Origin of the sequence: uncultured Thiohalocapsa sp., from assembly GCF_913063425.1 — a bacterium.
Classification (GTDB): domain Bacteria; phylum Pseudomonadota; class Gammaproteobacteria; order Chromatiales; family Chromatiaceae; genus Thiohalocapsa.
Window position 1 is genome coordinate 1 of the sequence record NZ_CAJXYK010000006.1, and the last position, 21,485, is coordinate 21,485.

The window sequence follows — 21,485 nt, forward strand, 5'->3', positions numbered from 1 at the left end:
CGTCAAGACGGCCATCTCTCTGTCCGACCCGAACATGGTCAAGTTCTTCAAAGACGGCCTGAAAGAGATGATCGGCGAGCGCGTGGACATGGTCTTCGCCAACGAGGAAGAGGCCATGGGCATGGCCGAGGCCGACAACCTCGAGGACGCCGTCGCCTACATGAAGACCATCGCGCGCGAGTTCGCCATCACCCGCGGCCCCAAGGGCGCGCTGGTGTGGGACGGCGCGCAGGCCATCGATATCGAGCCGGTGCCGGTCAAACCGGTTGACACGGTCGGGGCGGGTGATATGTTTGCTGGGGCTTTCCTGTACGGCCTGACGCAGGGTTGGAGCCATCAGCGGGCCGGGAATCTGGCTTCGGCCGCTTCGGCGAAGCTGGTGACCAGTCTCGGACCGCGCATCTCCAAAGAAGAAACCCTGACAATACTCGCAGCAATGCGTTAACGGGACGCTCATGCGGCTGAGGGTACGTCCTGGCGTACATTCCGGCCCATCCGTCTGGCACGACTGAATGCTTCAGTTACCATACTTGCGAACTGCTGGAGACACCCATGCGAAATTTCGTACCCCACCTGGTTATCGCGGCGTCGGTAGCCGGGGCATGGCCCGCAACCTCGATGGCGGAGGACTGCTCCGGAGACACCGATGTCCCCGGTTCCGTGCTTAGCGATACCCTCGTATGCGCTTACAAAGGCGACGGGCTCACCAACCCAATGAACCGCTGGTCGGAAATGCACAATGCCGGCGGGGTGCTCGGCGAATGGGGGCGCGGGGCGGATGATCCTCAGGGCACATTTACGGCAAACATAGGCAGTTGGACGCCGACGGGGAACGCAATCGCCTACGATTATGGAGACTACGACTATACTTGGTATCTCTGCGGTCCCGACGCCAGCACCCCGGCAGTTTTTTGCCGGACGAGCTGTAACAGCGGCGATGTGGTCGCCACGATCAAAACGCTGGTAGATCCCATTCCCGCCACCACCAGCTTGTCCAATCCCTGCAACTGGTAATCCGGGATCCGGAAGGCAAACCACGAAGAGCATGAAGCTCGTGCATCTCACGAAGCCGTCGGGGCGACCGATTCGGCATCCTCATTGGCGACCAGGCGCCGTTTTTTACGGCGCCGTCGCTTGCCGTCCGCGCCACGCACCAACAGCGCAGCACTGAGCGCCCCCAAATAGAACAACATCGCCGTCCGCGGCGCATCCACGGTGCTGCCGAGCAGGCCCACGCTGAGGAAGCCGGCAAGCGCACCAGCGAAGGCGGCCGCTTCACGGCGCCCGGCCCGAATCGCCGGCACCAGCACGACCACGGCGGCAATGAGCAGCACGGCGGTGGCAAGCAGCCCCAACGCGCCTTGCGCAAAGTAGGTCTCGACGAACTGCTCGTGGATGTGCCAGGCGAGGTCTTGGTCGGTAAGAAAGAGCCAGCGCTCGGCACCAGCCTCGAATTCGCCGTTGTCGACCAGCTCGCGGCCCTCCGGTGTCTTGAGACTAAGGGCATCCACATCGACCCGACCCTCGCCCGAGTTGTAGAGCGACAGCTTCACAGGACCGTGGGGCCAGCGCCCGCCGCGGCCCACTTGATCGCTTTATCTCGCGCAGAGACGCAAAGTCGCAGAGAAGAAGAGAAGCACAGTTGGAGCATCGAGCAACGCTCTTTCTTCCTTCACTGGTGCCGAGGCTCTGCCTCGGCACCTGCGAACGGCGGCTCAGCCGCCAGCGACGCAAGCTCACGACTTCCACCAAAGTCCACGACTGGACAATGGGTGCGGACAGGCTCGGCGTAACGCGCCTCCGGGATTGCTCACAACTCCGACCACCTTGGCCACTACCTGCGCAGTCCGGCCATCCCGGCCCGGGCATAATCAGGGCTGGAAGCCCTGACGACGCAGGGCGGTCGTCTCGCCATCCCCGCCTTGTCCCACACGCCGCCGTTTCCGCCGCCGCTTGTCGGCCCCCCGCACCAGCAGCGCCGCACAGAGCGCCCCCAGGTAGAACAGCATCGCTGTCCGCGGTGCATCCACGGTACTGCCGAGCAGCCCGACGCTGACGAACCCCGCTAAAGCACCGGCAAAGGCAACGGCTTCATGGCGTCCGGCGCGCATCGCCGGCACCAGCACCGACGCCGCGGCGATCAGCAGCACCGCCATCGCCATCAACCCCAGCAGCCCCTGCGCGAAATAGGTCTCGACGAACTGCTCATGGATGTGCCAGGCGAGGTCCTGGTCGGTGACGAAGAGCCAGCGCGCGGCCCGCGCCTCGAAGCCGCCGTTGGCGATCAGCTCGCGGCCGTCCGGTGATTTGAGACTCACATCGTCCACATCGATCAGTCCCTGGCCCGAGTTGTAGAGCGACAGCTTCACCGGCCCATGCGGCCAGCGCCCGCCCCGACCCACTTGGTTGCTCTGAATGGTCATCGTCAGGGTCTGCCACCGCCCAGGCTGCTCCGGTGTCAGCCGGGGCCAGACGCAGGTGAAGGAGTACAACAAGGCCTTCTCGCACACCGGCGCGCTCAGCTCGCCGCGGTCCGTCTCGGCACGCAGCCGAACGGTCAACCGGTAATTGGCCCCTGCGCGCACCGGCACGCGCTGATCCAGGTACACCGCCTCGCCCTTGCCGAGGCGCACAAAGGCATTACCGCCCTCCTCCAGCACCTCGTAAGTGCCGGCGGGGGTGCGCGGACGCGGCGAGAACAGATACAGCGCCGGATAGCGGCCGAAGCCTTCACCGAAGAACAGGGTCTTCAGGCCGTCATCCATGAGACCGACGGCATGTCGCCAATGGGCCAGCCGCGTGTCGAGATCGGCGCGGACTTGGGCCAGCCGCTCGCCGGCAAAGCCCGTCGTCAGCACCGGCACGGCGGCGATGCCCACCAAGGCGAGCAGGCCCAACAGCACCAGCCATTGGACGCGGGGCAATCGCGCTCTGCCGAGCAATACTCCAAGCATGACCACCGCGGCGCCCACCGCAAAGGCGCCGTAGCCCGCACGCGAGAAGGTCACCAACATGGCATAGGCCGTGACCGGCACCAACAGGGCGCCGACCACCTGCTGCCACCGCTGCCGCGCCAACAGCATCCACACCAGCAGCATCGGGAACACGAAGGCCAGATAGGCTTCGATGTAGGCACCACCGTCGTGCATGCTGGCGAAAGGACCGGTGACCCGGAACACGTCTGTCAAATCGAAGGCGCCGACGTGCACCAGGCGCTCGTACAGCACGTTTGCACACACCAGCGCCAGTCCGACCACTGCACCAGGCAATACCAGCCGCGCCGCCACTGTGGAGCCCAGCAGCCGCCGCAGCCGGCGCAGCAGGGGCACCGCCAGCAGCGCCCAGAGCAGGCCCTTGCCCTCGTGCCAGGGCGCAAGCGGCGGGTGTGACGACGCACTTTGCACGCCGCCGCCCGCCGCGGGCGCAAGCCCGATGCCCATGGAGACGAGCCAGCTCACCCACAACAACAGCAAGCCCAGCGCAAGCCAGGCATTGGGCAAGCGGGCCGGCTTGATACCCGAGAGCCGGAAACCCGCCACCGCCAGCCCCACCAGCACGAAGAGATCAAAGGCGTTCAGCAGCACCCGCCCGCTAAAAGGCGTGAGATCCAGCACCGGCAGCGCCGCCGGCACCACGGCGAGCCAAAGCCATGGCCAACGCCAGAGCAAGGCGCCAAAGGCGATGAGCGCCAGGGCGAGCCAGACCTGCCACAGGGGATAGAACACCAGCCCGGCCACCGCTACGGCGCCAGCGCCGAGTGCGTACAGATAGCCGAGCACCGTCGGCTCCGGTAGTGCCTGATGCGGTAGCGCTATGTCAGCGAAGCCCTGTGCGCCGATGCGTCGCGTTCCCGCGGGCGACCGCATGCCGGCCGTCGACCCCGGTGCCGCGGCAGGCGGCGGCGATGCCGACGTGGATGTCACCGTGACGGCGCCAGCAGCCGGTTCTGGACTGGGCCCCCGCATAGCGCCCGCAAGCCCATGTGGCGTCGCTGCGGCGGGCGCTGGCGCAGGGGACCATGACGGCACTGCCCGCGCAGCTCGGCGGCCAGCGTCGGGAGCCGATTGCACCAGCACCCGCGCAAACCAAGCCGTGAGCGCCTGGGCAAGCCAGGCCCCTGCCGGTGCAATGAGCACATTGGTTGGGTCCGGACGCGCACCCGGCGCGAACAGCTTGCCCGCTTCCACCACCATCGCCAGCGCAGCTGCAATGACAGGTGCCGTCCAGACCGCCACAGGCCGCCGCCGTGGCCCCTCACCCCAGGCCCAGACCGCCACCCCAACCGGCATGTAGAACGCGAGCTGCGAGAGCAGGCTGGTCATTGCTACCGGCTCGGAGGTCCAGTAGTGATAGTAGAAGGGGACCCAGCCCAGCTCGCCGAGCCGCGCCATCGCTTGGGATACGGGCAGCCAGGGCCCGCTCCACCAGCCGGACAGCGCCGTCAGCGCAGCGAGGTAAGGGACCGCGAGCCAGGGCAGCGCCCGCCGCAGCAGCCAGGCCGCCGCAGCTGTATCCAGCCGGGTCGTCAACAGCCGCGCGACGAAGGCGCCGAGCAGCATCCCCGCGCCGCGCAGCAGGACGGACAGTCCCTGGGCCTTGCCGGACACCAGCAGCAGTTGCAGCAGCTCCAGCACGAGGCCGGCCCCGAGTCCAAGCAATAGGAACCGGACCCAGGGCCAACGCGGGTACAGCAATGCCAGCAGCAGGCCCGCCGGGGCAACGGCCAGCACCTCCGCCAGAGAAAATGCGAGGCAGCGCAGCCAATTGCCGCAGCGGCCGAGGAGCCAGGCATGATTGCCGCTCGCCAGGCGCTCTGCCAGCTCGTCGCCGGACACCACGAAGTCGAACGGGAACAGCGACAGCAGGCCATACGCCAGCGCGAAGAGCACCAGCGCCGCCACCACTGACGCACGACCCCCGCGCGCCAGAGCCAGTCCAAGGCGCACCACCCGCCAGCGGCCGAAGAGCCAGACGCTGACGCCGATGGCGGCACCGATGGTCTCCGCCAGCAGGTCGTTCAGCGACACCGTGCGGGGTGCGAAGAAGATCTGGGTGAACTCGACGGCGACCGCGACGGCCACGCAGACGGCGAAGACGCCAAGCGCGCCCAGCAGTGCCGCCAAGCCGTAGGCCCGCAGCCCGAACAGCGCCGCACAGCCGAGGAAGCCGAGCGGCACATAGAGCACGATGTTGGCGACCCAGTCCGCCCGGGAGGCGGCGCCCAGTTCGAGGAAGCGGATGTTCGCGAAGCGGGTCAGGGCTTCATCGAAGGGGACGGCCCGCCACTCCAGCGGCACCAGGCTGCCGTAGATGACAAACGTCAGATAGAGCAGGCAAAGCAGCCACCAGCGCGGCTCGCGAAACTGCTCGAACAACGGCTGCGGTGCGCGCCCACTCATCGTCTTCACGCCATCGGGATGCGACCATCATGCCCGCACCGAAGGCCTGCACCGGCACACCCAGGTGCCGGCTGTCCCATGGGTCGAGCTGCCGCGGCGACGGCGGAGCCACGCACCCCGGGGCGCGACGCCATGCCCGGGGACAAGGCGCCCGACATCAAGGCCCGCGACGTGGGCTCGGCTCCGCCGGCGCATCGTCCGGCACGGTGCCCAGCGGCGCCGCGGCAGGCCTGCGTGCGAACCGCCGCGTTGCGTAGGCCGCCCACACGGGATACTGGGCGAAGGTCAGCAGCAGCATGACCGCAAGGTAAACCAGGGTGTAGCGCCCGAAGAGCATGAACCCGCCCTGCACATACTCCGTCCGGCTGCCACTCAGCAGGAACTCCAGGGCCGACAGGTTCGAGCGGGCACTGGCGACCGCCGGCTCGGTGGCCAGAAACACCGCACCGTAGGTGACGAGCAGTAGGAGCACCTGCGCAAAGACAGCGGCGGCGGTGCCCGTGAACACGCCCGAGAGCCGCTCCGCCAGCAGCGACGCTCCGAAGGCCATCAGCAGCATCCAAAGCGCAATAGCAACCCAGGACAGAGGGTTCGCCTCCCCGCGCAACAGCAGGGTGACGTTGTCCGTCGCCGCAAGGGCGATCACGATCCAATAGCCGAAAGCGAGCGACAGCACCGAATAGAACACCCACCAAAGGACGCGCAGCGGCTCATAGGAGCGGGTGATGGCGTAGAGCATGGCGGTGCCGCCGGCGATGGCCATCGAGAACACCAGAAACAAGGCCGTGAAGCGAACAAGGCGCTCCAGCTCCGCCGGCAGCGGCCATACGGGCATTCCCACCAGGTCATGCACACTTGCAATGGGCGTGGCGAACCGGAAGATCAGGAAAATCAACACCGCATGGGCGAGCATCGCCAAAGGAAACAGCCAAGCCCAGATATTGGGCTGACGGATCAGCTGCAGCCCGAAAAGCGCCGGCGGTCCCAGCGCCAACAGCACCATCACTGCAAACAATAGGGCCTGGCCGGGCGTCGGCGACGCACCGAAGAGCTCGCGCACGTGATAGGGCACGCCGGGCGTCACCGCCACGGCATACAGCAGCACCGCAGCCAGCAGCACAATCGCCAGCACGCGCACCCCCAGAAAGGCGAGCGCCTGGCGCCGCTCCGCTTTGCTGAACGCCTGAAGATAGTTCATGTATGCTCGTGCGGATTTGTTCCCGTCTGGCCTTGCCTCAGCCCCCGAAGGCCGCCTCGCACAGGGACAGCAGCGCGGCCGGGAACATGCCGAGTACGAGCATGGACAGGCCATTCACGCTGACCGCGATGCGCGCGTCCCGGGTCGCGTCCACGGGCGCGTCCAACTCCGGCTTGTCGAAGTAGATCATCTTGATCACGCGCAGGTAGTAAAAGGCACCGACGATGGAGAACGCCACCGCCACGATGGCGAGCCACACCAGCCCGATGTCGATGATCGCCTCCAGCACCAGCAACTTTGCCATGAAGCCCACCAGCGGTGGCACCCCTGCCATCGAGAACATCACCAGGGCCATCATGGCTGCGAGCCAGGGATCACGCTCGCCGAGACCCTTGAGATCGTCCAGGTTCTCCGCCTCGAAGCCCTGATGCGAGATCATCACCAGCACGCCGAAGGCGCCTGCCGACATCAGCGCATAGACCACGGCATAGAACATCGCCGCCGCGTAGCCGCCCGGAGTGGCGGCGAGCAAACCAAGGAAGATGAAGCCCACGTGCGAGATGGTTGAATACCCCAGCATGCGCTTGATGTTGACTTGCGCGATGGCGACCACGTTGCCGATGGCCAGGGACAGCACAGACAAGATCACCAGGATCTCCGACCACTCACTCGCGAGTCCCGGCAGCCCGTCCACCAGGATACGAACCGCCATGGCAAAGGCCGCCACCTTGGGAGCGCTTGAGAGGAACAGCGCCACCGGCGCAGGCGCGCCCTGATAGACATCCGGTATCCACATATGGAAAGGGACTGCACCGAATTTGAAGGCGATGCCGATGATCATGAACACCAGACCGAACACCAGGATGCGGTTTTCCATGCCCTCGGTGGCCACGGCCTGGGCCACCTCCGCAAAGCCGAGCGCACCCGTGGCGCCATAGATCATGGAGATGCCGTACAGCAGCATGCCGGAGCCGAGCGCCCCGAGCACGAAATACTTCATTGCCGCCTCGGCGCCCGTGCTGGAGTCACGGTTGAAGGCCACCAGCGCATAAAGACAGAGTGCCAGCAGCTCCAGGCCCAGGTAGAGCACCAGGAAGTCATTGGCCGAGATCATGATGAGGATGCCGAGCAGTGCGAACAGCACCAGCACATGGAACTCCCCCACCCACATGTTCCGCTCGCGCATGTAGCGGGCCGAATAGGCGAAGGCCAGCAGCGTCACCACCAGCACGGCGCCCTTGAGCAGATCGCTCATGGGGTCCCGCACGAAGGCATCGCCGAAGGCATAGGCCGGCGTCGGTCCCCAGGCCAGCCCGACGATGCCCACCGTGGCGATGGCGGCCAGGAGCCCGCCAAAGCTGATGAGCTGGTTGATGTCCTTGCGCTCGTCCGGCAGGTAGAGGTCCGCCAACAGCACCACCGAGGCGGTGACCAGGACCACCAGCTCCGGCAGAATCGTGAAGAGATCGATGGCTTGGAAGTTCATCGGCGGATTCCTGTCAATCGGCGCCCGTGCTGATCTGTGCGAGGTCCTGTACCCCGTCCGCGGCTGGTGGTGCGGCTTCTACGCGAACCGCGCCGGAGTCCGGGAGTTTGCTCACCTGGACATGCTGTACCAGGTTCTGAATCGACGGCTCCATGACATCCACCAGGGGCTTGGGCCAGATGCCGATGGCGAGTGTTGCCACCGCGAGCGCGCCCAGGTTCAGGGTCTCCCGGCGGTCGAGGTCCTTGAGCGCCGCCACCTGATCATTGCCGACGGGTCCGAACACCACCCGCTTGACCATCCACAGTGTGAAGGCGGCGGCCAGAATCAGCGTAGTCGCCGCCAGCAGCGCATACCAGAAGTCCGCCCGGAAGGTGGCGAGGATCACCATGAACTCGCCGACGAAGCCGGACGTCCCCGGCAAACCCGCGTTGGCCATGGCGAAGAAAACCACGAAGGCGCCGAACCAGGGCATGGTATTGATGACACCGCCATAGTCGGCCATCCGCCGCGTGTGCATTCGGTCATAGAGCACACCGACACAAAGGAACAGGGCGCCGGATATGAACCCATGCGAGATCATCTGCACCATGCCGCCCGAGATGCCCATGGCGGCGCCCTCGGCGCTGCCGGTGTGGCGGACAATGCTGAACACCACGAAGAAGCCCAGGGTCACGAAGCCCATGTGCGCGATGGAGGAGTACGCGATCAGCTTTTTCATGTCGTCCTGTGCCAGCGCCACGAAGCCGATGTAGACCACGGCGATCAGGGACAGCGCGATGATGAGCCCATCCAGCGACGCGCTGGCATCGGGCGTGATGGGCAGGCTGAAGCGCAGGAAGCCGTAGCCGCCGATCTTGAGCATGATGGCCGCCAGGATCACCGAGCCCCCGGTGGGTGCCTCCACATGCGCGTCCGGCAGCCAGGTGTGCACCGGGAACATGGGCACCTTGACCGCGAAGGCGATGAGAAACGCAAGGAAGATCAGCACCTGCGCCGTCATGCCGAGCTGAAGGGCATGGAAGTCCGGGATGCTGAAGCTGTCGGCCTGGAAGAACATGTAGATGAGCGCCACCAACATGAACACCGAGCCGAAAAAGGTGTAGAGAAAGAATTTGATGGTGGCGTAGACCCGATTCGGTCCGCCCCAGACCCCGATGATGATGAACATCGGGATCAACATCGCCTCCCAGAAAAAGTAGAACAGGATGGCATCCAGCGCCGAGAAGACACCCACCATGATCCCCTCCATGATCAGGAAGGCGCCCATGTAATAGGACGGGCGATAGGTGACCACCTCCCAGCCGGCGATGATGACGAAAATGGTCACGAAGGTGGTCAGCAGAATCAGGGGCATGGAAATGCCGTCGATGCCGAGGTAGTACTGGACCTTGATGGCCGGTATCCAGTCCGCGCGCTCCACGAACTGCATGGCGGCCGTGCCGGGCTCGAACAGCAGCCACAGCGGCAGACTCGCGACGAAGGTCGCCGCGGCCACGCCAAGCGCAATACGCTTGGTCTGCTCGCCGTTCTCGTCGCCGTTGGCGATGACCGCCAGGCCACCGATGATGGGCAGCCAGATGACGAGCGTCAGCCAGGGAAATTGGGGCAACATCCGGAGTGACTCCTTGCTCGTGATGCTCAGAGCGCGACGAAGAGCGTCAGCAGCGCAACCAGGCCGACGATCATCGCAATGGCGTAGTGATACAGGTAGCCCGTCTGGAGGTGGCGCATCACCCCAGCCAGATAGCCCACCATGCGCGCGGAGCCGTTGACCACGGCGCCGTCGATGAGCGTGCGGTCACCCGCTTTCCAGAGGAAACGACCGATGTCCAGGCCGCCGCCGGCGAAGACCTTCTGATTGAATTCATCGAAGCCGTACTTGTCCTGAAGCACCCGGGTCACCCAACCGCCCTTCGCCTGTAGGTCGGCATCGATGCCGGGGTTGCGCTTGTGCATGACGAGCCAGACCACCGTCGCCAGCGCCAGCCCGCCCATGGACAGCCAGAACGGAAGCGCCCCCATCCCGTGCAGGATGAAGGCCACCTGCCCATGCCAATGCTCCGCCAAATGGTGCAGGGGGTCGTGCTCGGGCTTGACGTAGATGGCCTCCCCGAGCCAATTGTTGACAAGCAAAGGCTCTACGGTCAGCCAACCGATGGCGATGGATGGCACCGCGAGCGCGATCAGGGGCACCGTCACCACCCAGGGCGTCTCATGCAGGTGGGAGCGGGTGTGCTCGTCCATGCGCGGCTTACCATGGAACACCAGGTAGTACATGCGGAAGCTGTACAGCGCCGTGACGAAGGCACCGACGGTGAGCAGCAGCCAGGCAATGCCGGCACCGAAGACATGGGAGTCGCCCACCGCCTCGATGATGGCGTCCTTGGAGAAAAAGCCGGAGAAGCCCGGGAAGGCGATGAGCGCGAGCGAGCCGATGAGCGCGGTGGCCCAAGTGATGGGCATGTACTTGCGCAGCCCCCCCATGTTGCGGATGTCCTGATCGTGATGCATCGCGATGATCACGGACCCGGCGGCGAGGAACAGCAGTGCCTTGAAGAAGGCGTGCGTCATCAGGTGGAAGATGCCCGCCGCGTAGGCCGAGGCACCCAGCGCGGCGGTCATATACCCGAGCTGCGAGAGCGTCGAGTAGGCCACCACCCGCTTGATATCGTTCTGCACCAGGCCGATGAGCCCCATGAAAAACGCAGTGATGGCCCCCACCAACAGCACGAAGGACAGCGCCGTCGCCGACAGCTCGAACAGCGGCGACATACGCGCCACCATGAAGATGCCCGCGGTGACCATGGTGGCGGCGTGGATCAGGGCCGAAATGGGCGTCGGGCCTTCCATGCTGTCCGGCAGCCAGACATGCAGCGGCACCTGCGCCGACTTACCCATGGCGCCGATGAAGAGCAGGACGCACACCAGCGTCATCAGGGACACGCCGCCGAAGACGGCCACCTCGGTGTCGGCCAGCTCCGGCGCCTTGGCGAAGACCTCCACATAGTCCATGGAGCCGAAGTACATGCCCACCGCGGCGATGCCGAGGATGAACCCGAAGTCGCCGACCCGGTTCACCAGGAAGGCCTTGAGGTTCGCGAAGATCGCCGATTCACGCACCGACCAGAAGCCGATCAGCAGATAGGACACCAGCCCCACCGCCTCCCAGCCGAAGAACAACTGCATGAAGTTGTTCGACATCACCAGCATCAGCATGGAGAAGGTGAAGAGCGAGATGTACGCAAAGAAGCGCTGATAGCTGTTGCGTCCAGTGAGCGCCCCCTCGGGCCAGTTGTGATCGTCGTCCGCCATGTAGCCGATGGTGTAGACGTGCACCATCAGCGAGACGAAGGTCACGGTGGCCATCATCAGCGCTGTGAGCCGGTCCACCAGGAAGCCGATCTCGAAATGCATGCCGTCGGACACCAGCCAGGTGTAGACGGCGCCGTTAAAGGTCTCGGCATCGCCCCAAATGAAGCGGGCAAGCACCCACAGGGAAAGCAGCGCGGAGAGGCCGACGCCGGCGATGGTGGCGCGATGCGACCAGACCCGGCCGATGCGCCCGCCGAAAAAGCCGGCAGTGATGGCGCCCGCAAGCGGCGCCAGCACAATGATCAGATAGATGAGCTTCATCGCCGTCAGCCCTTCAGCAGGTCGAGATCATCGACGTTGATGGTGCCGCGGGCGCGGAAGAGCACCACGAGAATCGCAAGCCCGATGGCGGCCTCCGCGGCGGCGACGGTCAGGATGAAGAAGACGAAGATCTGACCCGCGCCGTCTTGCAGGAAATGCGAGAAGGCGACGAAGTTCATGTTCACGGCAAGCAGCATCAGCTCGATGCACATGAGCAGCACGATCACGTTCTTACGGTTCAGGAAGATGCCGGCCACCGAGATGGAGAAGAGCACGGCGCCGAGCAGCAGATAGTCCGAGAGCGCGATCATGACGCCGGCTCCTTGTCCTCGTGGTTTTGTGTTTGCGCAGTCGAGGCCGCCACCGGGCGCGGTGTCTCCTCCGCTGGCGTGGACACCATGCGGATGCGGTCCGGCCCCTTGCGCACCTTAACCTGCACGGCCGGGTCCAGATACTTGGTGTCCGGGCGCCGGCGCAGCGTGAGCCGGATAGCGGCGACGATGGCCACCAGCAGGATCACCGCCGCAATCTCGAACTGATAGAGATACACAGTGTAGAGATTGAGCCCCAGTTCCGAGGTATTGCTGAAGCCGGCTGGTTTGGGCTCGGGCTTGGCGAAGGCATCGATGCCGAAGTTGGACGGGCCAAGCACCAGGAACAGGTTGAACACCATCAGGGCCGCGATCACCAGCCCGAGCGGCAGGTGCTTGATGAACTGCGCGCGCATCGCCGCGATATCGATGTCGAGCATCATCACGACGAACAGGAACAGCACCATGACCGCGCCCACGTACACCAGCACCAGCACGATGCCAAGGAACTCCGCCTCGATGAGCAGCCAGAGCGCGGCACTGCCGACGAAGGCCAGCACCAGATACAGCACGGCATGCACCGGGTTGCGTCTGGTGACGACCATCCCCGCGGCGAATACGGTTATGGCCGCGAACACATAGAACAGAAACTTCTCGAAACCCATGGGATATCCGCTGCTGGGCCCGGGCGGTCGTCCCTGATCGCCACCGGACGGAGATGACGCACTTATCGGCGCCGCGCAGAGGGGATGCGGCTCACCAGGTCGCGCGCGCGTGCCGCGGCGTCGCGCAACAGGCGATGGAGCCCGCGCACCCTGCCCGCTTCAGGCAGCGCGCCGGCTCAATGTCGGGATCGCAGGCGCCGCGTCAGCGATAGGGCGCATCGGCGGCGCGTGCCGCGGCGATCTCGGCCTCGTACGTGTCCCCCACGGCGAGGAGCTTGTCCTTTGTCATGATGTTCTCGCCGCGATTCTCGAAGTGATACTCGTAGATGCCCGTCTCGACGATGGAGTCCACCGGGCAGGACTCCTCGCAGAAACCGCAGTAGATGCACTTGAACAGATCGATATCGTATCGTGTCGTGCGCCGCGAGCCATCCTCGCGGGGCTCCGCCTCGATGGTGATGGCGAGCGCCGGACAGGTGGCCTCACAGAGCTTGCAGGCGATGCAGCGCTCCTCGCCGTTCGGGTAGCGGCGCAGCGCATGCAGACCACGGAACCGCGGCGACGTAGGTGCCTTCTCCTCCGGATACTGCACCGTGAACTTGCGCTTGAACAGGTAGCGCCCCGTGAGCCCCATACCGCGGAGCAGCTCCGTCAGCAGCAGGCTGTCAACGTATTTGCGTGCAGTGTCAAGCATAGTGTCGGCCATCGAATTTCGAGCATTGAGGCCAGGGTGACGCGACGGATGGTTCCGCCACCGCGCTCCTCGCCACTCGCCCCCCGTCACGCTCTTAGCCCCACCACGGCGGCAGCCCCACCAGCACGGCCAAGGCTACCACCAGGATCCAGACGATCGTGATGGGAATGAACACCTTCCAGCCCAAGCGCATGATCTGGTCGTAGCGGTAGCGCGGGAAGGTGGCCCGCAGCCACAGGAAGACGAACATGAAAAAGAAGGTCTTCAGCAGCAGCCAGATGGCGCCGGGCACCCAGGCGGTGGCCGCGTCCAGAACCGGGATGTTCTGGAAGGGCGAGAGCCAGCCGCCGAAGAAGAGCAGCGTCGTCAGCATGGCAATGAGTACCATGTTGGCGTACTCCGCCAGGAAGAAGATGGCGAAGGCCATGCCGGAGTATTCGACGTGGAAGCCGGCGACGATCTCGGACTCCCCCTCCGCCACGTCGAAGGGCGCGCGGTTGGTCTCGGCCACGCCTGAAATGTAGTAGACGCCGAACAGGGGCAGCAGCGGCAGCCAGAACCAGGTCAGGAAGCTGCCCGACTGGGCCTCGACGATGGCGCTCAGGTTCAGGCTGCCGGCGGCCACCAGCACGCCCACCAGCGCGAAGCCCATGGCGATTTCGTAGGCGACGATCTGCGCCGCCGCGCGCATGGCGCCCAGCAGCGCGTATTTGGAGTTGGACGCCCAGCCGGCGATGATGACGCCGTAGACGCCGAGCGATGTCAGCGCCAGCACATAGAGCAGTCCGGCATTGATGTCCGCGAGCACCAGCCCCGCATCGAAGGGCACCACCGCCCAGGCCGCCAGCGCAGGCGCAATGGAGATCAGCGGTGCCAGCAGGAACAGGCCCTTGTTGGCCTTGGTCGGGACGATGACCTCCTTGACCAGGAGCTTCAGCGCATCGGCGATGGGCTGGAGCAGGCCACGCCAGCCGACCCGGTTCGGGCCGATGCGCACCTGGATGTAGCCGATGACCTTGCGCTCCGCATAGGTGTAGTAGGCCACCACACCGAGCAGCGGCAGGATGATGGTCAGGGTCGCGATGATGCTCTGCAGCGGCAGCGGCAGGGCGTTCCAGAGGTCCATCATGTGTGCTGCTCCGCCACCTTCTGCGTCGCCGTGAGCCGCGACGGATCGGCCTTGGTCAGGATAAGGGGCCCGACAGCGGGACCCAGCGCACCGCTGCCGCGCACGGCCGCGGGGAGCCGTGCCGCGCCGCGCGCCACCCGGTCATCGATCACCACCGGCACCACGGCGGAGCAGGCTCCCTGCGCCACCTCGGCCGCATCGCCCGCGGCCAGACCCAGTTGGGCGGCGTCCTCCGGATGGAGATGCACCGCAAGCGGCGCTGCGAGCGGGGTATGCTGCAGGGCAGGCGCCGCACGCACGGTCTGATCCACGGCATAGATGGGCACATTGCCCACGCGCATCAGTCCCTCCGGCGGCGGCAGCGGCTGCTTCAGTCCGTAGTCACCGCGGCGGGCGTTGTCGAGGGTCAGGTCGGCACAGCGGGCGGCAAGCTCGTCGTGCACCTGCTTGCCGCTGCTGTAGGTGAAGCCGTCGAGGTCCAGCAGGTTGCCGAGCACCCGCAGCACCTTCCAGCCCGGGCGCGCGTCGCCCACCGGCGCCACGGCGCCCTGGAAGCGCTGCCAGCGGCCCTCGGCATTGACGAAAGTCCCGGAGGTCTCCGCGAAGCCGGAGATGGGCAGCAACACATCACACACGGCCTCGAGATCCGGCGTGCGGAAGGCCGTACAGCCGATGACGTGGTCCGCCGACGCAAGCGCGTCGCGGGCGCGGGCCGGGTCCACCAGATCGAGCTCCGGCGACAGGCCCCAGAGGACATAGGTTTGCCGCGGCTCCGTCAGCATCGCGTAGGCGTCGAGCCCCGGGGTGTCAAGGGCCTCGGCGCCGGGACCCAGATGCGGCACGGCACCGGCAATGGCGGCACCGACGCTGTTTGCCGCCGGCGGCAGAAAGCCGATGCTGCAGCCGGCGGCGCCGGCCACCAGATACGCAAGCTCCTTGAGCAGGGTGTAGTCCGGGTCCGCCTCGGCGAGCGCGCCCAGCAGCACCAGTCCCCTGCCCTGCTCACCGGCCGCGGCGAGCACCTGGGCAAGGCGCGTCTCCGCCTCGCCCGGATCGGCAGCGGCGATGAGCTCCCCGGCCGCACCGTCGGCACTCGCGGACAGGGCACGGGCAACGGCAGCGAGGCGCCGGGTGAGCCGGCCCGGGGGCGCCGTCAGCTGGCGCGCCGGATGCGTCAGGCCGATCTCATAGGGATTCAGGAAGGTCACCGACGCATCGTTCAGCACCGCCTTGCGGATACGGTGGGCCAGCAGCGGCTGCTCCTGCCGCAGGTCGCTGCCCACCACCAGCACCGCCTGCTGCTGCTCAAGCTCCGCGATGGGCAGCCCGAGCCAGGGCACCGCCGGGTCGGCACGGTCGCCGCGGAAGTCCTGTCGGCGCAGCCGGGTGTCGATGTGCCGACCGCCCAGGCCGCGCAGCAGCCGTTGTGCGAGATAGGCCTCCTCCAGCGTCGCAGTGGGCGCCATGAGCCAGCCGATCTGCTCCGGATCGGAGCTGCGCAGCGCCTCCGCCACAAGGTGCAGGGCCTCCTGCCAGTCAATGGGCTCCCAGCGCCCGTCGCGCTTACGCAGGGGCTCCAGCAGTCGGCTGTCGCTGTTGAGGCCCTCGTAGCTGAAGCGGTCGCGGTCGGAAATCCAGGTCTCGTTGACGGACTCGTTGTCCCGCGGGTGTACGCGCATGACGCGCCCGTCGCGGATGTGCAGATGCAGGTTGGCGCCGACGGCATCATGGGCAGCGATGCCTTCTTCCGACGTGAGCTCCCAGGCCCGCGCGGTGAACCGGTAGGGCTTGGAGGTCAGCGCACCCACCGGGCACAGGTCGATGATGTTGCCCGAGAGCTCATGCGCCACCGTGTGCTCGACGAAGGTACCGATGCGCATGTCCTCGCCGCGCCCGGTGGCGCCGAGCTCACGCACGCCGGCGATCTCGGCGCCGAAGCGCACGCAGCGGGTGCAGTGGATGCAGCGGGTCATGTCCGTGGCGATGAGGGGGCCCAAGTCCTCGTCCTTCACCACCCGCTTGCGCTCGGAGAAGCGGGAGACGTCCTCGCCGTAGCCCATGGAGACGTCCTGCAGCTCGCACTCGCCGCCCTGGTCGCAGATGGGGCAGTCCAGCGGGTGGTTGATGAGCAGGAACTCCATGGTGCCGCGCTGGGCATCCAGGGCCTTGGGCGAGCGCGTCTGCACCTTCATGCCGTCGGCGACGGGTGTGGCACAGGCCGGCACGGGCTTCGGAAACGGACGGCCGCCCGCCTCCGCCTCCACCAGGCACATGCGGCAGTTGGCGGCGATGGAGAGCTTCTCGTGGTAGCAGAAGCGGGGGATCGGGATGCCCACACGGTCCGCCACCGCGATGATCATCTCGCCGGCAGCCGCCTCGCAGCTGCGGCCGTCGATCTCGATGGTGATCTGTTCCGCCATGATGCTCTGCTTCCGCTCCAACGCCCGCTTGGGGCTGCTCTTGCTCGTTGGTCCGCCCGCGGCTCCCGGCCGGCTGACGCGGCCCGGCTGCCGGGGGCGCCCGCTGCCGGGACCCTGCTGAGACGGGTCTGGGCGCGCTAGGCCGCCTCCACCAGGGGCGTGCCGTGCTCGATGAGATGCTCGAACTCGTGCCGGTAGTGCTTGAGGAAGCTCTGCACCGGCATGGCCGCCGCGTCCCCCAGCGCACAGATGGTGCGCCCGCCGATGCGGCCCGCGACATTGTCCAGCAGATCGAGGTCCGATGGCCGACCCTGTCCGTGCAGGATGCGCTCCAGCACCCGGGCGAGCCAGCCCGTGCCCTCGCGGCAGGGCGTGCACTGGCCGCAGGACTCGTGGGCGTAGAAATGCGCCAGGTTGGCGAGCACCTTCACCATGCAGGTGCCCTCCGCGATGATGATGACCGCCCCCGAGCCCAGCATGGAGCCGGCCTTGGCGATGGAGTCGTAGTCCATGTCCGTCTCCAGCATGGTCTCGCCCGGCACCACCGGCACCGAGGAGCCGCCGGGAATCACCGCCTTCAGCCTGCGCCCCCCGCTGACGCCGCCCGCGAGTGACAGCACCTCGCGGAACGGGGTGCCGAGCGGCACCTCGACATTGCAGGGCTTGTTCACATGGCCGGTCACCGAAAACAGCTTTGGCCCGCCGTTGTTGGGCCGCCCCTGCTCCAGGAACCACTGCCCGCCCTTCTCCAGGATCACGGGCACGGAGGCCAGCGACTCCGTGTTGTTGATGGTGGTGGGCCTGCCGTACAGGCCCGCCTGCGCCGGGAACGGCGGCTTGAAGCGCGGCTGGCCCTTCTTGCCCTCCAGCGACTCCAGCAGGGCCGTCTCTTCACCGCAGATGTAGGCGCCGGAGCCCAAGTGCGTGTAGAGGTCGAAGTCGACGCCGGAGCCCTGGATGTCGCGACCCAGAAGACCCGCCTGGTAGGCCTCGATGAGCGCTTCCTCGAACCGGTCCGTGGGCTCGTAGAACTCACCGCGGATGTAGTTGTAGCCGACGGTGGCGCCGATGCAGTAGCCGGCGATGGCCATGCCCTCGATGAGCTGGTGCGGGTTGTAGCGCAGGATATCCCGGTCTTTGCAGGTGCCGGGCTCGCCCTCGTCGGAGTTGCAGACGATGTACTTCTGGCCGGGCTTGTTGCGGGGCATGAAGCTCCACTTGAGCCCGGTGGGAAAGCCCGCGCCGCCGCGACCGCGCAGCGCGGAGAGCTTGATCTCTTCGATCAGCGACTCCGGCGAGGGCTTTTCTTTGAGGATGCGCTCCCACTGCACATAGCCGCCGACGCTGCGGTAGCCCTTCAGCGTGTGCCGCAGCTTGGGCTTCAGGTGCATGGTGCGGAAGCAGACGGTGTCTTGATTGTCGACCATGGCGGATGTTGCTGATTCGGTTGCGCGAAGCTCGGCGGTGCCGCAGGCCCAAGCCGGGGTGGCGTCAGTCCAGCTTCGAGATGATCTTGTCGATGCCGTCCGGCGTCACACACTCGTGATACTCCTTGTCCACCATCACCACCGGGGCGTGGCGACAGGCGCCGAGACACTCGAACTCCTTGAGCGTGAACCTGCCGTCTTTGGAGGTCTCGCCGGGCGCGACGCCGTGGCGCTGCTCGATGTGCGACAGCAGCGCCTCAGCGCCGCCGAGCATGCAGGAGATGCTGTTGCAGACACAGATCTTGTGGCGCCCGACCGGCTCCAGATCGTACATCGCATAGAAGCTGGCCACCTCGTAGACGGCCACCTCCGGCATGTCCAGGTAGGCCGCCACCTGGTCCATGAGGTCCCGGGTGAGCCAGCCGCCGTTGTCATCCTGCACCAGGGTCAGCGCCGGCATCACCGCGGATTGCTTCCACTCCGGCGGATACTTGGCCACATGCCGGTCGATCTCGGCGCGCAGCTGCGGTGTCAGCAGCGTCTCTTTGTCCAGGTCGTGGACGACGGCGAGCGGTGCGGTGCGAAAGCTCATCAGCGGTCGATCTCCCCGAAAACGACGTCCATGGTGCCGATGATGGCCACCACGTCGGCCAGCATATGGCCCTTGGACATCTCGTCCATGGCGGCGAGATGCGGGAAGCCCGGCGCCCGGACCTTGAGCCTGTAGGGTTTGTTGGCGCCATCGGAGACGATGTAGCAGCCGAATTCGCCCTTCGGCGCCTCCACCGCGGCATAGGCCTCGCCCGGCGGTGGGCAATAGCCCTCGGTGAAGAGCTTAAAGTGGTGGATCAGGGCCTCCATGTCGTCTTTCATGTCGACACGGCTCGGCGGCGTGACCTTGTGGTCGTCCACCATCACCGGCCCCGGATTGGCGCGCAGCCAGTCGATGCATTGCCGGATGATGCGATTCGACTGGCGCATCTCTTCGATACGCACCAGGTAGCGGTCATAGCAGTCGCCGTTCTGGCCCACCGGGATGTCGAAGTCCATATCCGCATAGGCCGCGTAGGGCTGCTTCTTGCGCAGATCCCAGGCGAAGCCGGAGCCGCGCAGCATCGGGCCGGTGAAGCCCAGGCTCAGCGCCCGCTCCGGGCTCACGACACCGATGCCGACGGTGCGCTGCTTCCAGATGCGGTTGTCCGTGAGCAGCGTCTCGTACTCGTCCACCAGGGCCGGGAAGCGCTCGGTGAAGTCCTGGATGAAGTCCAGCAGCGAGCCGCTGCGGGCCTCGTTCAGCTTGCGGATGGCGCCGGTACCGTGCCATTGGGTGCTGGACTCCGGGAAGCGCGGCATCTGCGCCGGCAGGTCCCGGTAGACCCCGCCGGGGCGGTAATAGGTGGCGTGCATGCGCGCACCCGACACCGCCTCGTAGCAGTCCATCAGGTCCTCGCGCTCGCGGAAGCAATACAGGAACACACTCATGGCGCCGACATCGAGCGCATGTGCCCCGAGCCACATGAGGTGGTTCAGGATGCGCGTCACCTCATCGAACATGGTCCGGATGTACTGCGCGCGGATGGGCGCCTCGATGCCGAGCAGCTTCTCGATGGCGCGCACATAGCCGTGCTCGTTGCACATCATGGACACATAGTCCAGCCGGTCCATGTAGCCGATACTTTGGTTGAACGGCTTGGACTCGGCGAGCTTCTCGGTGCCGCGGTGCAGCAGCCCGATGTGCGGGTCGGCGCGGTCGATGACCTCCCCGTCCATCTCCAGCACCAGGCGCAGCACGCCATGGGCGGCCGGGTGCTGTGGGCCGAAGTTCAGCGTGTAATTGCGGATCTCAGGCATTGGCGCCGCCCCCGGCCGCGTCCTTGGCGGCACGCGCGGCCCGCGCCTGCTCCTCGGTCACATAGCGGCTGTCGTTGCGGATGACCTTGGGCACCAGCACCCGGGGCTCGATCTCCACCGGCTCGTACACCACGCGGCCCTGATCCGGGTCGTAGCGCATGGCCACGTGTCCACTCAGCGGGAAATCCTTGCGGAACGGATGGCCGACAAAGCCATAGTCCGTGAGGATGCGGCGCAGGTCGGGATGGCCCCGGAACAGGATGCCGAAGAGGTCGAAGGCCTCGCGCTCGAACCAGTCGGCCGCCGTCCAGACATCCACCACCGAGTCCACCATGGGCTGTGCGCCGCCGGCGTAGACCTTGAGCCGCAGCCGCCGGTTGTACTCCAGCGACAGCAGGTGATAGACCACGGCGAAGCGCTGCGGGTCGTCTTCATCCAGATCGACATCGCGGTCCACGCCGCGGCCGAAACCGGTGGTGGACGCCTCTTCCGTGGCCCATTCCGACTTGCCGTAGGCGGCGTAGTCGACGCCGCAGAGGTCGATGAGCTGCTCGAAGCGCAGCGCGCTGTCGTCACGCAGCTCGGTACAGACGGCCTTGATCTCCGCCGCCGGGACGGTGAGCGTCAGCTCGCCCAGGGCGGATTGGAGCGCAAAGCCGTCCCCGCCCCAGCGGCTCTGAAGCACATGGGCGAGGGCGTCGAGGCGGGCGTCCCCGGTGGAAGCGATGGAGTCGGACATGGACTGTGGTACTGCCGGGAGCGCGCGTCAGCGCGCGATGGTGTTCGTGCGGCGGATCTTGTTCTGCAGCTGGAGCACGCCGTAGAGCAGGGCCTCAGCCGTCGGCGGGCAGCCCGGGACATAGACATCCACAGGCACGATGCGGTCGCAGCCGCGCACCACCGAGTACGAATAATGATAGTAGCCGCCGCCGTTGGCGCACGAGCCCATGGAAATCACCCAGCGGGGCTCGGCCATCTGGTCATAGACGCGGCGCAGCGCAGGCGCCATCTTGTTGACCAAGGTGCCGGCGACGATCATGACGTCGCTCTGTCGCGGGCTCGGCCGGAAGATGATACCGAAGCGGTCGAGGTCGTAGCGCGCCGCGCCCGCGTGCATCATCTCGACGGCACAGCAGGCGAGCCCGAAGGTCATGGGCCAGAGTGAGCCGGTCCGCGCCCAGTTGATCAGCTTGTCGGCGGTGGTGGTGACGACACCCTCGTCGAGCACGCCTTCAATACCCCCATTAACACCCATGGTGGCCTCCTCCG

General features: G+C 66.2%; 18 protein-coding genes. 2 read left to right on the plus strand and 16 right to left on the minus strand.

Going from position 1 to position 21,485, the window contains the following annotated elements:
- A partial coding sequence (locus QZ607_RS04275) for an adenosine kinase (RefSeq protein ID WP_295880056.1) occupies positions 1-445 on the plus strand: 445 nt, incomplete at its 5' end.
- 107 nt (positions 446-552) lie between these two features.
- Positions 553-1,014, plus strand: coding sequence for a hypothetical protein (locus QZ607_RS04280; RefSeq protein ID WP_295880058.1), 462 nt, complete (start codon positions 553-555; stop codon positions 1,012-1,014).
- 47 nt (positions 1,015-1,061) lie between these two features.
- Here QZ607_RS04280 and QZ607_RS04285 read toward each other — a convergent pair whose 3' ends face one another.
- From QZ607_RS04285 to QZ607_RS04360, 16 genes are all read right to left on the minus strand, one after another.
- The gene (locus tag QZ607_RS04285) at positions 1,062-1,553 is read right to left on the minus strand and encodes a hypothetical protein (protein ID WP_295880060.1); all 492 of its coding nucleotides are present in this window, start codon (positions 1,551-1,553) and stop codon (positions 1,062-1,064) included.
- A 318-nt stretch (positions 1,554-1,871) separates the two neighbouring features.
- On the minus strand, positions 1,872-5,399 hold the full coding sequence (locus QZ607_RS04290; RefSeq protein WP_295880063.1) for a VanZ family protein: 3,528 nt from the start codon (positions 5,397-5,399) through the stop codon (positions 1,872-1,874).
- 157 nt (positions 5,400-5,556) lie between these two features.
- Complete coding sequence (locus QZ607_RS04295) at positions 5,557-6,597, minus strand: hypothetical protein (RefSeq protein ID WP_295880064.1); 1,041 nt, start codon at positions 6,595-6,597, stop codon at positions 5,557-5,559.
- Between the two features lie 37 nt (positions 6,598-6,634).
- Entirely contained in the window at positions 6,635-8,083 is a 1,449-nt protein-coding gene (nuoN, locus tag QZ607_RS04300; protein ID WP_295880067.1) for an NADH-quinone oxidoreductase subunit NuoN, read from the minus strand.
- 13 nt (positions 8,084-8,096) lie between these two features.
- On the minus strand, positions 8,097-9,698 hold the full coding sequence (locus QZ607_RS04305) for an NADH-quinone oxidoreductase subunit M (RefSeq protein WP_295880069.1): 1,602 nt from the start codon (positions 9,696-9,698) through the stop codon (positions 8,097-8,099).
- A 26-nt stretch (positions 9,699-9,724) separates the two neighbouring features.
- Complete coding sequence (gene nuoL, locus QZ607_RS04310; protein ID WP_295880072.1) at positions 9,725-11,719, minus strand: NADH-quinone oxidoreductase subunit L; 1,995 nt, start codon at positions 11,717-11,719, stop codon at positions 9,725-9,727.
- Between the two features lie 5 nt (positions 11,720-11,724).
- Positions 11,725-12,030, minus strand: a complete 306-nt coding sequence (gene nuoK / locus QZ607_RS04315; RefSeq protein WP_058554643.1) for an NADH-quinone oxidoreductase subunit NuoK — start codon at positions 12,028-12,030, stop codon at positions 11,725-11,727.
- On the minus strand, positions 12,027-12,695 hold the full coding sequence (locus QZ607_RS04320; RefSeq protein ID WP_295880075.1) for an NADH-quinone oxidoreductase subunit J: 669 nt from the start codon (positions 12,693-12,695) through the stop codon (positions 12,027-12,029). The genes nuoK and QZ607_RS04320 overlap by 4 nt, the downstream gene beginning before the upstream one ends.
- A 202-nt stretch (positions 12,696-12,897) precedes the next feature.
- Positions 12,898-13,389 (minus strand): NADH-quinone oxidoreductase subunit NuoI, encoded by a 492-nt coding sequence (gene nuoI / locus QZ607_RS04325; protein ID WP_295880076.1) that lies wholly within the window; start codon positions 13,387-13,389, stop codon positions 12,898-12,900.
- Positions 13,390-13,483: 94 nt separating this feature from the next.
- On the minus strand, positions 13,484-14,518 hold the full coding sequence (nuoH, locus tag QZ607_RS04330; protein WP_295880079.1) for an NADH-quinone oxidoreductase subunit NuoH: 1,035 nt from the start codon (positions 14,516-14,518) through the stop codon (positions 13,484-13,486).
- On the minus strand, positions 14,515-16,938 hold the full coding sequence (nuoG, locus tag QZ607_RS04335) for an NADH-quinone oxidoreductase subunit NuoG (protein WP_295880081.1): 2,424 nt from the start codon (positions 16,936-16,938) through the stop codon (positions 14,515-14,517). Before nuoG ends, nuoH begins: the two co-directional genes overlap by 4 nt.
- Positions 16,939-17,075: 137 nt before the next feature.
- Entirely contained in the window at positions 17,076-18,365 is a 1,290-nt protein-coding gene (gene nuoF / locus QZ607_RS04340) for an NADH-quinone oxidoreductase subunit NuoF (protein WP_295880084.1), read from the minus strand.
- Between the two features lie 64 nt (positions 18,366-18,429).
- Entirely contained in the window at positions 18,430-18,957 is a 528-nt protein-coding gene (nuoE, locus tag QZ607_RS04345; protein WP_295880086.1) for an NADH-quinone oxidoreductase subunit NuoE, read from the minus strand.
- Entirely contained in the window at positions 18,957-20,216 is a 1,260-nt protein-coding gene (locus QZ607_RS04350) for an NADH-quinone oxidoreductase subunit D (protein WP_295880088.1), read from the minus strand. The genes nuoE and QZ607_RS04350 overlap by 1 nt, the downstream gene beginning before the upstream one ends.
- Positions 20,209-20,955, minus strand: a complete 747-nt coding sequence (locus tag QZ607_RS04355; RefSeq protein WP_295880090.1) for an NADH-quinone oxidoreductase subunit C — start codon at positions 20,953-20,955, stop codon at positions 20,209-20,211. Before QZ607_RS04355 ends, QZ607_RS04350 begins: the two co-directional genes overlap by 8 nt.
- 27 nt (positions 20,956-20,982) lie before the next feature.
- A complete protein-coding gene (locus QZ607_RS04360) occupies positions 20,983-21,471 on the minus strand; it encodes an NADH-quinone oxidoreductase subunit B family protein (protein ID WP_295880092.1) in 489 nt (162 codons plus the stop codon).
- Between the last annotated feature and the right edge of the window lie 14 nt (positions 21,472-21,485).